This window comes from Bacillus cereus group sp. MYBK108-1, from assembly GCF_051917185.1.
Taxonomy (GTDB): Bacteria; Bacillota; Bacilli; order Bacillales; family Bacillaceae_G; genus Bacillus_A; species Bacillus_A cereus.
The window spans coordinates 15,726-30,157 of sequence record NZ_JBQAHZ010000017.1; the positions used below are offsets into that span (position 1 = coordinate 15,726).

Below are 14,432 nucleotides of genomic sequence, written 5' to 3' on the forward strand. Positions count from 1 at the left end.
AGCGCCTTTTTTTGCGAGTAGTAAAACTCCACTTAACTGGCTTGATTCAAGTTTCACTTTATACACCAAGTAATTCTTTTAGTTCGTCTGTTGATAGTTCAGTCATCCAGCTATCGCTTGTGATGACCGCATTGTTTAGAGATTGTTTTCTTTCTAGCATTTCATCAATTTTTTCTTCTAATGTTCCTGTTGTAATAAGTTTGTGAACATGAACAAATCGTTTTTGACCAATGCGATATGCGCGGTCTGTTGCTTGATTTTCCACAGCTGGATTCCACCAACGATCGTAGTGAATGACATGGTTGGCAGCGGTTAAGTTTAATCCTGTTCCGCCAGCTTTTAAGGATAAGATGAAAATGTCATACGTTCCGTTTTGGAACTCCTCAATCATCTTGTCGCGATCTTTTTTCGGCACACTACCGTTTAAGAAGAGGACACGCTGGCCGAATTTTTCTTCTAGCACACGTTTTAGCATGTTCCCCATGCCGATGTATTGAGTGAAGATGAGGCAACTTTCATTTTGATCTTTTATATTTTCGATGAGCTCCATTAACGTTTTTGTTTTCATAGAACGTTCAACGACATTTTGTGGCTCTTCTTCTTTTAAATAAAGAGCTGGATGATTACAAATTTGTTTTAGCTTGTTCAGCATAAGTAATATAAAGCCGCGTCTTTCAATTCCACTTAATCCCTCAACATTTTGCAGTGTATCTTGAACAAGTTGTTCATATAAGGAAGCTTGTTCACCAGTAAGGGGACAGTAAGCTTTTTGTTCTTGTTTATCTGGTAAATTTAATGCGACCGTTTGATCTTTCTTCGTTCGGCGCAGTAAAAATGGTGAGATAAACCGTTGAACTTGCTGGATTTTTCCTTCATCACGATCCTTTTCAATTGGTGTGACGAAGCGGCGTTGGAATTGCCCTAAGCTTCCGAGATATCCATGATTAATAAAGTCGAAAATGGACCAAAGTTCAGCGAGGCGATTTTCCATCGGCGTACCAGTTAAAGCGATTTTGTGATTTGCTTGTAAGTTTCGTACTGCTTTCGACTGTTTCGTATGTGGGTTCTTAATATTTTGTGCTTCATCCAAAATAACAGCATCCCAGCATAATGAAGTTAGTTCTTCCTCATCGAGTTGGGCCAATGCATAAGATGTTAATACAACATCTGCTGATTGAAGGAAATCTTCAAAAGAATTGCCCTTATCTCTATTACTTCCGTAATGTAATTGAACACGTAAATTCGGTGCGAAACGCTCAAATTCTTTTTGCCAATTTCCAAGAACAGATGTCGGCGCTACGATTAATGCAGGGCCTGTTTTGAGATTATTTTCTTTTATATATAGTAAGTAAGAGATTGTTTGAATACTTTTCCCGAGTCCCATATCGTCAGCTAGCAATGCTCCAAATCCAAGCTTTCGTAAATATAACAACCATTCAATGCCGTGTTGTTGATACGGACGAAGTGTTGCGTTTAGTGAAGCAGGGACATCTACTTTTGGAATATCTCCAATATGAAGTAGCTTTTGGAATAGTTCCTCATAATATCCATCTAGTTCGATTTCAATATCAGTAAACGGACTATCATCTTCTACAATTTCTGTTTCAGCCGTATTTGATAAATGTTGCTGCAGGACATCTTTCATCTCTAGTCCGTATTTATCGGCACGGTTCATGAGTTTCCTTACTTCTTCGATAAAGGCTGGATCTAGTCGCATCCATTGACCGTTTATATTAAATAGACGTTTGTTTTGTTCAACGAGTTCGAAAAATTCGCTTTCTGATAAGTCAATGCCATTCGTAGAAATGCGCCAGTCAAAATTAACGAGCGTATTCATACCGAAGAACGATTGTGTTTGTACTGTATTTTGCTTCAGTTGAACACGTAATTTCGGTTTTGTTGCTTTTAAATTTTGCCACCATGATGGTAGTAAAATTGTAATGCCGGCTGCAAGTAATTCATTGCTTGCTTCTGTTAAGAAGTTCCAAGCTTCTGTTTCAAAGAGCTCATTTCGGAATGTATCTCCTTCTTTTAACCACGGTATGAGCTTACTAAAACCTTCTTGTGTTTCTGTAATCCGTTCTTCGTAATCGTGCCATCTTTTCGGTAAGGAATCGATGTTTTCATATATATATATGCGATGCGCCCCGCGCTTTGGTGTCACGATTGTTTCAAGTTTCCACATTTCAAATTCTTCTTGTGGTTCTTGCAGTCTTAGTCCGATTGTAAACGGAAGATCATCTTCAATATAACCAATTTTTCGAAGCCAATCTTCTTCATGTAGTGCTGTTTCCAATTGTCTTTTCGTAAAGTCGTAATGTTCATATAGTCTTTTAGCATCTTCCCAGCCGTCATTTGAACGATTATCTTGTAATATGCTTTCATTAACTGCTGCTGAGAAAAGAGATGCTAATGTGTCATCTTCAATTGGCGTATTTTGAACTTTCCAAGATGGTTGTTTGGGCCAGTGCTCCATATCTGGTACGAAGCTACCGCTCGTAAAGGCATCCCATAATTCATTTGCATCTTTTGTAAGTGCTGTAATAGGGCCGTTCAGTTGAATATGTGCAAAGGAATTCATCGGTTTGTTTGCAATGTATTCAAAGGCTTGTGCATTTGTTAGCAGCACACCTTGTTTTCCTTCGAAGGTTGCTTCTTTTAGAAACGTACCGTAGAAAGAAGTAGAGTGCCATGTGAATGCATTTCGTTTCCAACTTGTTACGGATAATGGAGTACCGCTTTCATCTTCTCCCCAAAGGAACCAACCTTGACTAACATGCTGGAGCCTAATTGTTACTTCAGTTTGATTGATCATCGATTAATTTTCCTTTCCGTAATTCCTCTTGTAGTGCACGCAGACGTGAATGGAGATTGGCGATGTGAATAATGAAAGCATCCCATTCATCGGTGCGTTTTAATCGTTTATATAATGTACGTAATTTCTTTAAGTAACGAACTGCGCGTCTATATGATTTACGATTTCGTTCTTCAATTGCTTCTACAGCAGCAAGATGATAAAGAGGAAGTGCTGCTTCTGGCGCTTCTTTCTCAATATCTTTCAGTGGTTCTTTTAACAGTTCAATTGCTTCAAACCCATATAAGAGATGAAGCTCTGCCCATGTACGATACTGTTTTTTCGCGAGTACGTACTGTTCATAGTTTGTGAAACTATACGGTAATAGTTCCTGCAAGATCATTTCAAAACCAGCTTGTTCATTTGTATGTGTTGCATATGTTTCATACATGATTACAAATAGCCGAACGATATCTTTTATAAAAATCGTATTTTCATGATCTTGGATCGTTTTCTTTACTTGTTTATACGTAAAGGAAAGCCAGTTTTTCGCACGATCCCATTGCATGGCACTTAATAGTTCTTCTAACCAATAGAAGTATAGACTCACAACAGAAGCAGGTTGTTTCTTTAGTAAGTCCATCGCTAGTAGATCTTCTTCATTTAAAAAGAGAAGGTGAGAAGACGCTAACGCTTTAGATAGTGGATTAATTTTCGTATCGATTCGTTTTTCTTCCTCTTGTATTTTCTCTTTATTGTTTAAAAGTTCACTCCATATGTGGCGATAAATGAAAAATCGCTCTTGTGTATAAGCGTCGGTAGAGAAGAATACTTCATGAACAAGACGAGCTGTTTCTTGCAAAATTATTTCAGACTCTGAAGGAATCGCTTCTGATTGTAAGTCCCGAACGATGGATTCCACTTTGTCTACAAATAGGCGAACGACATTAACAGGTTGGTGATAAGAATACGTTTTGTTTGCTTCGAATGTCTGTATTTCTTCTAATAATTTTTGAAAGCAGTAAAGTGCTGCATGTAACCTGAATAATTCATGTATGGCGATTACGCGCGGAGCTTTCCGCTCAAGTTTCGTATAGAAATCTGTAAAGATACTCATAAGAAAATACATTTGTTTATAAGTAAGGCGAGCTTGTTCTTTTTTAAATGATTCATATTCTTTTTCAAAATATGATTCCCAACTTTTATAATCCGTTTCTTCAAAAGCTGATGATTGCAATACTTGTCTTGCAGTTCGAATAGGAGGAAGGGAAGGTTTCGTATTATTTTTAAATAAAGTTAATACATCTCCTACTTGCCCGAAACTAGACGCTGCAGATAGTAATACAGCGAGCATATGCTCACATTGTGTTGGTGCGAAGCAATCACAATAACTTTCAGCTACATTACGAATCGGAATATGAACGCTATATACGTTGCCTTCCGCATCTACAGTTCCTGATAGTGTATAACCATCAAAGTCAACGTTATAGACAACACCACTACGATATAGGTGCCGAGCTGTAGCGACATGTTCCTGATCAGCTGTTTGCTGTGGATCTAGTCCTTGAACGAACTCATTCGCAATCATCATAATTTCATCTTTCGTAATTGAGTGTTGCAGCATAATATTCCTCCGTACACATATTTCTTTCCTTTACCATTATAAACAAAAAATGCTCAAAACAGAAAAAATGAAATTTGGATTACATAACTTGAAAATCATGGTAATATATAAAATGTTAATTTCGTATATAAATATATATGTATAGGAGGAGAAATGATTTGTCAGATTTACAGACGAAGTTAGGTAGTGGAATGAATAAGTTACAAGAAGGAATAGAACAAGGGAAAATGAAGTTGCAAGTTGCACAAGAAATTGCTCAATTGAAAAAGGGAATGCAAGTGCAAATGCAGAAAAAAGCAGAGGTTCTATTAGAGGTTGGACAGCAAGTGTATGTTCAATTAAGAGGAAGTGGAGTAAATGAAGCGAGCTTAAAAGAAATGATTGCTCCAGTTCAAGAATTTGATGTAGCTATTTATCAAGCAAGAAAGCGCATTGTTGAATTGCAAAAACAACAAGGTGAAAAAGCTACATGTGAATGTGGTGGACCCTTATCAATAAATGATAAGTTTTGTGGTTCGTGTGGAAAGCCTAACCCGATGTTAACAGTAGAAAATGAAGGTGAAACGGTAAATTGTATTTCATGTAATGAGCATATCGATAAAAACTCTACTTACTGTCCAGTTTGTGGAATTAAGCAAAGTGGGGAGTGAATTAAATGTATTGTCGCACATGTGGAAAACAACATGGTGAAGAAGTAAATTATTGCCCAAATGAAGGGAGTATGGAGATTGCAGGAGCTATAGATGCAGTAACATTAGAAAAAGATACTGCAAAATACTGCAGAGGTTGTGGCAGTGAAAATGCTCAAAAAAATTTATATTGTCAAAAGTGTGGGTATTCTTTATCTGTTGTGAAGAAAAAAGAACAAACTGTAAAATTGCCTACAATGGATGGTGCTCCTAAAGTTGAATTTAAAGCAGATAAAGCCGTTTTACAAAAAGGTTTTATTGGTGGGGCTGTTGCAAGTATTCTCATGTTAATTGCTGGTTGGATTGGTAGTTTATTATTTGCCTCTATGTTAAGTGAGATGTTTAGCAAATTTGCGAAAGAATTAGAAATGTTGCCAAGTTTTTATTCGAGTGCAACTTCTACGATGTTAAGTTACCATTTACTTGGTTTTACAGCTAACGATGATAGTGGATTGATATTTTCTTTATCTTGGCATACTCCATTTACATTATTATTAATCATTCCATTTATTATTTTCGCTGGTACAGGAATTTGGTTAGGGAAACAGCATGTTGCGAAAACGATTAAAGATCAAATCTTTATGGCAGCAACAGTTGGTATTATTTATGGAGTCTTTTTATTCATTATAAGTTTTATAGCATCACAATCTTTTGCAATCCCATTCTCAGAAGCAGGTAAGATTACGGTTGGCTATTCAGCGATGAAGAGTTTATTGAGTGGTTTTGTATGTGGGACATTATTTACCTTATTAGGATTTATTGCTCATACAAGCAAAAACAATATGGCAGCAGCATTTCAAGAGTTAATGCCATATGGAGCGTCTGTTTATTACGGTGTTTCGGCTATGATAAAAGGACTTTTAGTAACAGCAGTAGCGGTTTGTATTATGGCGTTAGTAAGTAAGGAAGACGGTATTGAACCATTAAAAGAAATAACAACTTTAAAATCTGAAAGTACATTATTAGCATTAGAGTTAACACCTCAATTATGGAGTATGGCTCATTTTGCGCCGTTAGAAGTATCAAGTCCAGCACTTAGTAAGGAATTTACTAGAATTGGTAAGAAATCAAATGCATATGAGAGCACACTATCGTTTTCATTTATATCAGGCGTCTCTGTAAATGGCGTAGAGCTTAGAGAGATATTGATTTCAAAAGGAGCAAATGAGGAAAGCCTTGCAGAATTTGATAGAGTGAATAACGTATTCTATTATGGTTTATTACTGCTTATTATTCCATTGTTCTTTATGTTTAGAGCGGGAAGAAAGTTAGCTAAATTACCGACTGCCAATATATATATTACATTAGCGGTATGTAGTGGTTCTTACACAATTATGATGATTGTAATGAATATGATTTCTAAGTTCCAAATTAATGTTTCAGGAACGGTAACAAGTTTATTTGGAACAAGTGGAACGGTATTATCTATGCAAAATTCATTTATATATTTAACTTTGTTTAGCTTGATTGTGACATATGTAGCAGCATTTGCTGGAATGAAATTAGCTAAAAAATAGGAGGAGAGCACGTTGAAGTTTTGTGGAACATGTAAAAAGAATGTTGCAGACCATTTGAACTTTTGTCCTGAGTGTGGGAGTAAAGTAGAAGTAATCGTTGATAACACTGCTGCTTCATATACAGAATTACAAAGCGAGACAAAACCAGTGAAAAGTAAGAAAAATTTATTTTTAATCATTGGTTTTGCCATTATTGCTGCATTATTATTTGGGGCATATAAATTTGGAGCATATAAGTTTTCAAAAGAAAAGCAAGTAAATGTAATGATTGAAGCATTCCAAAAGAAAGATATTAATGCAATTGATGAGTTTGTAAAAGCAAATGATTCAAGCTTAAAGATTAAGACAGAGGATCTTAAAGCGTACATGCGTTATTTAAAAGAGAATCCTTCTTACAACAAACAATTACTGTCTTATTTACAGAAAGAGACAGTAGATCAAAAGTTAACAAAAGATAAATCTTCATTTAAGGACGGGGAAATAGTAGAAGAAGGAAAAGAGTGGTTCTTATATCCAAAGTATAAGTTCAGCATGAAATCTTATTATATGAGCGTTAGTACAACTGCAAAAAATGCAGAAATATATGTGAATGACAAAAAAGAAGCAGAGCTTTCTAGTGATAAAACTTCGAAAGAGTTGGGGCCATACTTCCCAGGTACATATGTTGTAAAGGCAACAGCGAAGACAGAACTTACTGAATTAGAAACAGAGAAAGAAGTAGATTTAGCGGATGAACAGAGCGAGAAGGTGAAAGTGGATTTATCGCTTGAAGGCAAGTATGTAAGCATTTCTTCTGATGAAAGTGATGCAACTGTATTTGTGAATGGGAAAAAACGTGGAAAATTAAATTATGGAAGTTATAAGCTTGGCCCTGTATCCACAGATGAAACAGTAGAAGTACATTTAGAGAAAACTACTGATTTTGGTGTGATGAAATCTGAAAGTGTTAAAATTGGAGACCAAAGCACATATTACTTAAAATTCCCGAAAGAAACATCAAGTTCAGCAGTGGGCGAATTTGTAAGAAATCATATTTATGATAACGTACGTGCAATTTCATTAAATGATTTTAGTTTAATTGAAAATAATTATGATAAGAGCGGGAAATCGTATAAGGAAGACCGTGATTATATACAGTATTTACACAAAAAAGGAATTACAGAAGACTTATTAACGATGGAAGTTCGTAATGTAGAGCGTCAAAGTGCTACGAAATATAAAGTAACGACATATGAAGAGTATCATATTCGTTACGGTGATGGATCTGTGAAGTTCAAAAGTTTTAATAACGAACATATTGTAACTGTGAATGGAAATGGAAAGATGTTGTATCATTCTCTTGGTGCAAATAATACGTTGAAATCAGAAGATGTATCTGGTCCAACTCGTTAATATGAGAGAAGCTGTTCAATATTTGAACAGCTTCTTTTTTGTAGCTAAATCGATATTTCGTGTCGAACCGTTGATATATCGTAAGTTATGATAGATATAATCGAAAAATCGTTGATATATTGCGATTTATGATAGATATAATTGAAAAATCGTTGATATATTTTTTTACAATTATGAGTGTGTTTCCTTTAGTATCGCTTGTACATATGGATCATGTAATATTTGCTCTATAATTGGTAACATGTTTTGTTCAAATGGAATGTCGATAGGAAATGGCTTTTGAGAGCCTGGTTTTATTCCATATTGCACAATTTTGTAATGTGTATTGTTTTCAGACTTGAGCACAATTAACTTATAGCGGTTATCATCGCCAGCGAGTGAAAAATCAATAGAAGTAGCGTTATATGTCACTTCATCTTTATATATGTACGGTTTTGGCGTACCAATCCAGTCTACTTTTGCTTGTACATTCATGGGCGTAGCCTCCTTATATGTATTATAAATAAATAAAAGCCAGCTCTCAATAAAGAGAACCGGCTTGTAATTTAGCAGTCATTGGTTATTTTAAAATTTTCACTTTAACAGTTTTGCGTCCCCATTTTTGAGCAGCGCTATCTGATCCAAGTAAGATATCAATACGGTTACCTTTAATTGCACCACCAGTATCTCCAGCGATAGCTTCTCCGTAACCTTCTACCCATACTTTAGATCCTAATGGGATTACTTTCGGGTCAACAGCGATCATTTTCATGTTTGGATTCGCAGTTAAATCATGACCCATTGCAGTTAATACACGGCCGCCATATGTGCCACCGTTTTCGCTCGGGTGAGCTGTATATGCTGTAGCTACAACTGTTAACTCACGACCACCAGATGGTGTGTTAGTTTCAGCAGCTTTCACAGCAGGCTTAGCAGCTGGTTTTGCTTGTGCTACAGGTGCTTGAGCCTTAGCTGGTGCTGCAGCTTTAGCAGGAGCAGTTGTTTCTTGTTTCTCAATTACAGGTGCTGTACCTGTTAAAAAAGGAACATGAACATAAGCTGTTTTCCCGTTATATTCAAATTGTAACCACTCATTTTGTACTTGGTTCGTTGTTTCGATTACATCGTCTTTCTTCAACTTTCCAAGAACCTCTGAGTTTGTGTTCGCTTCAGCACGTACGTTTAATACGTTAGCTGTTACGTAGTAGATGCTTTTTGTGAACTCTGCACTTACGAATGCGTCTTTACCGTCTAAAGTAATTTTTGACCATCCGTTCTCTGTATTTTGAACATCTATTTTATTACCGTTTAGTAATTTACCGACAACTTTTGATTCAGTAGTAGGGTTTTCGCGTACGTTTAGTACGTCTGTTGTTACAACAGTTTCTGCATTAGCAGATGATGTGAAAATCCCAAGACCAAAAACTGCTGCTGTTGCTATACCAATTAATTTTTTCATGATAGCCTCCATTGCGTTTGTTTTCGTGTCCTCATTATAGCAACAGATTTTTTCGGATTTGGGGAAAACACACAATTACAAACCATTCGTAATAAGTCGTTAACATCCTGTAATATAACAAAAAATATAGGAAAGCGTTTTTCATTCTATATGACTCATAGGTTTCTAGTTATATTCAAAATATTTAATACAACATGTTTTTTTCGACGTAAATAAAAATGTTACAGTAATGTTACATGATGTTTACTAAACGATTACATTCCTTGAGTATTTTACCGTTTTATGGGTAATATAGTTATATAAACATAAACATTTTGTTTGTGAAGCTATAAACACGTGCTATATACTAGCAAAAAAACCGCATAATTGTTACAAAAAGAAAGGGTTGCAAGGAAGAACTTTGCCCTTTTTTGCATATGTAACACATCCTTTTTTAGGAAAATACATTCCTATCCGCGTTTTTCTCACACAATTTGACAGCAGTATTTCTAACTTGTAGCTCTTGCAGAGTGAAAAAGTTATACGAAAGGTAAGGCTGTCCATATGAATTCGAATTGGTGAAGGTGAAAGTAAGAAAATCACCGCAAAATTATAGTTTTCTATCCGATTTTACATATCGGAATTTATGTTATTTACAAAAGCGAAACCTACGAAGGGGGATTTGATGAGGAAACTGACAAAAACATTCATCGTTTCATTAACATTATGTATTGCATTTACAATTTGGGGGATTATTCCCGAATCTATTATTGGAAAAGGTAGCTTAGGAAATGTAACAACCGCAATTCAAACTGCATTAGTTAGTAAGTTCGGGTGGTTTTATATTATTTCCGTGTCTATTATTTTAGGTGTTTCTATCTTTTTAATTGTTTCGAAATACGGTTCTATTCGTTTAGGTAAAGATGATGATGAACCTGATTATAGTTATATGACATGGTTTGCTATGTTATTTAGTGCTGGTATGGGTATTGGCTTAGTTTTCTGGGGCGTTGCCGAACCATTAAACCATTTATACGCACCTCCGTTTGGAGATAGTGCAACTGAGGAAAGTGCGCGCCTTGCACTGCGTTTTTCATTTTTCCATTGGGGATTACATCCTTGGGGACTATATGCGTTTGTAGCGTTATGTATTGCTTACTTTACCTTTAGAAAAGGAAAAGCAAGTACGATTAGTGCGACAGTAGGTCCGTTATTTAAGGGCGGGGAACACGGGCGTATTGCTCATTCATTTGATGTGTTAGCTGTTTTCGCAACTGTGTTTGGTGTTGCAACGTCATTAGGTCTTGGTGCGAAACAAATTGCAGGTGGTGTTAGTTATTTAACATCTATCCCGAACTCATTAACGACTCAGTTAGTTATTATTGCAATCGTAACAGTATTATTTATGTTATCTGCGCAAACAGGTCTTGATAAAGGAATTAAATATTTAAGTAATACGAATATTATTTTTGCATTTGCACTTATGATCATTGTATTATTTGCAGGTCCAACAAACTTTATTATGAATTACTTCACTTCAACAATCGGTTCTTATATTCAGGAATTGCCAAGTATGAGTTTCCGTTTAAGTCCATTAGACGAAGGTGGGAATCAATGGATTCAGTCATGGACAATTTTCTATTGGGCATGGTGGATTGCGTGGTCACCGTTCGTAGGTACGTTTATTGCTCGTGTTTCACGAGGTCGTACGATTCGTGAGTTTGTTATCGGTGTGTTACTTGTGCCGACCGTAATTGGTGCACTTTGGTTCTCTGTGTTCGGCGGTACTGGTATTCATATGGAGCTGTTTGGTGATGCACATATCTTCGACAAAGTGAAAGAAATGGGAACAGAAGTAGGATTATTCGCTATGTTCGATCAGATGGGCAGCTTTGGATCAGCTTTATCAGTTTTAGGTATTTTACTTATTGCAACATTCTTTATTACATCGGCAGACTCTGCAACATTTGTTTTAGGAATGTTAACGACACATGGTAGTTTAAACCCACCAAATCGTATTAAAATGATTTGGGGTATCGTTCTAGCCGCGATAGCTTCTACGCTATTATATATTGGCGGATTAGAAGCCTTACAAACGGCAGCTATCATTGCGGCATTCCCGTTCGTCTTCGTTATTTTCTTTATGATGGCAGCATTATTTAAAGAGTTACAAAAAGAAGGGCGTATGAAGCGTCATTAATAATAGAAGGAAAAGAGCTGATTTCATATCAGCTCTTTTTTATTTCTCTATTTGCCTGTAAAAGTACAATTGGTGATGGCTAATGAAAGTTTCACTTTATATAGAAGGAATTTGAAATGCGGGTAGGGGAAATAAAATACTTTACCATATAAGTAGTATGCCTTTTATACGAAGAAAAAACGATAGGTTTCGACAATATTCGATACCTTACGAATTCTATTCGTATTTTTGTCAAAAATATGTCGGAAATGTGTTGTCACGTTTATATATATGTGCTATATTATTTCCTGTAAGCGATTTCAAATAGTTTTAAAGCGCATTCAAGGGGGACATCTAGAATAATGAAACGTTACGAAAGAAAGTGGAAGCATATTTGTTTGAAACGTGTGGCACATCGTAGTGTCCAAGAAAGCACGGAACCTAAGACTGAAACGCGCAAAGAACAGCAAGAGAAGCAATTGGTTCTACAAAAATAGCAATCACTTTTTCGTATATAAATGAAGGTCGATCGTTCGTTGGGGGATGGACGTGAAATTACTTTCAGCTAAGGGGTATTGTCTGATATATAATTTATACGGCAATAAATAAGCACAGAGCATACGGCGCTCTGTGCTTATTGTTATTATTTATCTTTTTTGAATCGAACTGTCTTATCCCAGCCAATGACTTGTTTCTTGCTCTTTGCACGTAAGTATAAGATTAAGCTACGAATAAATAAGTACGTAAAGAGCTGTGCGTACGTAAAGTACATAATAACGCTAATAAAAATATTAGTCGGTGTAAAGGTTCGTTCGACACTCTGGGCACTAAATAATTGAGAAACATATGTAATATATGCGACATACCACATAAATAGTAGCGGGATGCTATATTGAATTTGGAATATCCCGAGTAGCCCAATTACAAACCAAACGTTTGAAATGATTAGGAATAGCCAAAATACAACATACACTAGAACTTGTTGTAAGGAATGGACGAGAAGTTTTCCTTTAAAGAAACTTAATGACGAGAACATTTTTTCTAAAATGTATAAATTCCCTTGGAGCCAACGTGTACGTTGTTTAATAAGAATTTTTAAATGCTCTGGTTCTTGTTCCCAAGTAACTGATTCTGGGACGATTGGTAAGAGATAACCTTTTTGTGTAATTCTTAATGTTAATTCAGCATCTTCTGCAATTGCATAAGGGTCATAGCCACCAAGCTCTTCTAGTGCGGAGCGACGAAGAAGCATATTTGTTCCTGTCAGTGAGCCTGTTTGGAATAGTAACCAGCGTCCAGATTGCATAAGGAGCTGGAAGATTTGAAATTCCAGTGAAATCATTCGCGTCAGCCAGTTTCGCTTTTCGTTTACTGTACGAACATGTCCAACAGCTCCAACAGCATCTTCAGTTGTTTCAGCGTGCTCTACAAGCATTCGCAGTGCGTGTGGTTCAGGTTGGTTATCTGCATCGTACACACAGAAGTATTCACCATCTGAAATACTAAGCCCATAGTTTAGTACACGTGATTTACCCTTCGGTTCACCGGGGGGAACACGAATATGGCGAATATGAGCATAAGCTTTGTCGAAATCATCGCCGATTTCAGGTGTTTCATCTTGAGAGTTATCATTTAATAAATAAATAGTTAGCTTTCCAGGATATTCAATCTTCGCCATCGCCTCTAAAGTATCTTTAATAACGACGCCTTCATTATGGGCAGGTATGAAAATATCGACACTCGGATAATGTTCTAGCGTACGATCTTTTCGTTTGCTATTTCGATGAATTAAGCCCGCAATTGTTAAGAAAGAGTAGTAAACGAGTAAACCAGAGAATAGAAAGGCCGTAAAAATAAGTACATATTTAATTGAAAATGTGATACTAATCCAAAAAACGAGTACGCAAAACAGAAGGAATAAAAGAAGTATAACGAGAGTCATCATAACAGTGTCTGTCCTTTGTTTCCAATGTGCTCGCGTGAAATTTTTATATCTCGGATTGCTTCAGCAGCAAGCCATTGCTCCATTTTTGGCTTTAGGCGGTTCATTACAATGTCAGCACCAGCTTCATTTGTGTTTTGTAATAAAATAACTAGCGTATTATTATCATATTCAGCAGCAAGGTCAAAATCATTCCTTACCGTTTCAACTAATAAGGAAGCTACACGGTCCATAACACTTTCCTTCGTATATTTACTAAAGGAAGTGAAATCAAAGTAAATGATAACGCCTGTTTCATTACGACGATTCATTGCAGTCGTTAATAACGCTTGGCGTCGCTCGAATTCTTGTCTTGTTAGTAATTTTGATTCTCCAATATATTGTTCCAATGTTCTCACACGCTCAGTTAAAGTTTTATTTTCATGAATCACTTTTTTCAATAGGTGAGTTGTTATATATACAATGAAGAAGTTAGCTGCCATCAGGAAGTGGATAATCATATATTGCCATTGATCTGATGTACTCCATAAATGAAGCCATGCTTGATAGAACAAATAAAATACGGAAATAATGGTTCCTAGTATGAAGAAAACAAATGCTGTTTTGTCAGCTAAAAATAAGAATAGTACATTTACGATTACGTATATTATTGTAAAAATAAGAGCATGCTCATATTTCGTCACATGTACAGTAGTAAAATAAAATACAATTTGTAAAATCCACATAGAGAGGATTTTATAGAACTTATCTTTCACAAAACTTTCCTCCTTAAAGCTATTTCATCAATAGATACTTGTAGTATGCGCAATTATTAAGAAATTGACCATGTCGTTACATTCTTTTGAAGGGCAACAACAAGTAGTATCTCTATTTTCATT

Annotated in this window: 10 protein-coding genes; 4 read left to right on the top strand and 6 right to left on the bottom strand. The window is 36.0% G+C overall.

The genetic code is table 11. From position 1 onward, the window contains the following. Positions 1-58: 58 nt before the first annotated feature. Together ACTFSL_RS20595 and ACTFSL_RS20600 are read right to left on the bottom strand one after the other, a co-directional pair. Positions 59-2,815, bottom strand: coding sequence for a DEAD/DEAH box helicase (locus tag ACTFSL_RS20595; protein ID WP_440042292.1), 2,757 nt, complete (start codon positions 2,813-2,815; stop codon positions 59-61). Next, positions 2,799-4,418, bottom strand: a complete 1,620-nt coding sequence (locus tag ACTFSL_RS20600; protein ID WP_440042294.1) for an SWIM zinc finger family protein — start codon at positions 4,416-4,418, stop codon at positions 2,799-2,801. Before ACTFSL_RS20600 ends, ACTFSL_RS20595 begins: the two co-directional genes overlap by 17 nt. A 158-nt stretch (positions 4,419-4,576) precedes the next feature. Between ACTFSL_RS20600 and ACTFSL_RS20605 the strand changes: the two genes are divergently transcribed. Genes ACTFSL_RS20605 through ACTFSL_RS20615 form a run of 3 tightly spaced genes read left to right on the top strand, consistent with a single transcriptional unit; the run spans position 4,577 to position 8,016 of the window. Continuing rightward, the gene (locus ACTFSL_RS20605) at positions 4,577-5,068 is read left to right on the top strand and encodes a zinc ribbon domain-containing protein (protein WP_001281754.1); all 492 of its coding nucleotides are present in this window, start codon (positions 4,577-4,579) and stop codon (positions 5,066-5,068) included. 5 nt (positions 5,069-5,073) lie between these two features. Beyond that, entirely contained in the window at positions 5,074-6,624 is a 1,551-nt protein-coding gene (locus ACTFSL_RS20610) for a zinc ribbon domain-containing protein (RefSeq protein ID WP_440042295.1), read from the top strand. A 12-nt stretch (positions 6,625-6,636) separates the two neighbouring features. Beyond that, positions 6,637-8,016: a zinc ribbon domain-containing protein gene (locus tag ACTFSL_RS20615; protein ID WP_440042297.1), complete on the top strand. Its 1,380-nt coding sequence runs from the start codon at positions 6,637-6,639 to the stop codon at positions 8,014-8,016. Between the two features lie 171 nt (positions 8,017-8,187). Here ACTFSL_RS20615 and ACTFSL_RS20620 read toward each other — a convergent pair whose 3' ends face one another. Both ACTFSL_RS20620 and ACTFSL_RS20625 read right to left on the bottom strand, forming a co-directional pair. Further along, positions 8,188-8,490 (bottom strand): DUF3910 family protein, encoded by a 303-nt coding sequence (locus tag ACTFSL_RS20620; RefSeq protein ID WP_001102539.1) that lies wholly within the window; start codon positions 8,488-8,490, stop codon positions 8,188-8,190. A gap of 85 nt (positions 8,491-8,575) precedes the next feature. Beyond that, entirely contained in the window at positions 8,576-9,454 is an 879-nt protein-coding gene (locus ACTFSL_RS20625) for a cell wall-binding protein EntA (protein WP_000733326.1), read from the bottom strand. A 664-nt stretch (positions 9,455-10,118) separates the two neighbouring features. On the opposite strand from ACTFSL_RS20625, the gene opuD reads away from it, so the two are divergent. After that, the gene (gene opuD / locus ACTFSL_RS20630) at positions 10,119-11,633 is read left to right on the top strand and encodes a glycine betaine transporter OpuD (RefSeq protein WP_001229103.1); all 1,515 of its coding nucleotides are present in this window, start codon (positions 10,119-10,121) and stop codon (positions 11,631-11,633) included. Between the two features lie 622 nt (positions 11,634-12,255). On the opposite strand, the gene ACTFSL_RS20635 is transcribed toward opuD, so the two are convergent. Both ACTFSL_RS20635 and ACTFSL_RS20640 read right to left on the bottom strand, forming a co-directional pair. After that, positions 12,256-13,557 carry a glycosyltransferase family 2 protein gene (locus ACTFSL_RS20635; protein ID WP_000988751.1) on the bottom strand — a complete coding sequence of 434 codons (1,302 nt, stop codon included), beginning with the start codon at positions 13,555-13,557 and terminating at the stop codon, positions 12,256-12,258. Further along, positions 13,554-14,309 (bottom strand): diguanylate cyclase domain-containing protein, encoded by a 756-nt coding sequence (locus ACTFSL_RS20640; protein WP_000653220.1) that lies wholly within the window; start codon positions 14,307-14,309, stop codon positions 13,554-13,556. The genes ACTFSL_RS20635 and ACTFSL_RS20640 overlap by 4 nt, the downstream gene beginning before the upstream one ends. Between the last annotated feature and the right edge of the window lie 123 nt (positions 14,310-14,432).

Bases quoted from the DNA above. Each gene is read 5' to 3' on its own strand.
- ACTFSL_RS20595 (WP_440042292.1), bottom strand. From the start codon at position 2,815: ATGATCAATCAAACTGAAGTAACAATTAGGCTCCAGCATGTTAGTCAA.
- ACTFSL_RS20600 (WP_440042294.1), bottom strand. From the start codon at position 4,418: ATGCTGCAACACTCAATTACGAAAGATGAAATTATGATGATTGCGAAT.
- ACTFSL_RS20610 (WP_440042295.1), top strand. From the start codon at position 5,074: ATGTATTGTCGCACATGTGGAAAACAACATGGTGAAGAAGTAAATTAT.
- ACTFSL_RS20620 (WP_001102539.1), bottom strand. From the start codon at position 8,490: ATGAATGTACAAGCAAAAGTAGACTGGATTGGTACGCCAAAACCGTAC.
- ACTFSL_RS20625 (WP_000733326.1), bottom strand. From the start codon at position 9,454: ATGAAAAAATTAATTGGTATAGCAACAGCAGCAGTTTTTGGTCTTGGG.
- opuD (WP_001229103.1), top strand. From the start codon at position 10,119: ATGAGGAAACTGACAAAAACATTCATCGTTTCATTAACATTATGTATT.
- ACTFSL_RS20635 (WP_000988751.1), bottom strand. From the start codon at position 13,557: ATGATGACTCTCGTTATACTTCTTTTATTCCTTCTGTTTTGCGTACTC.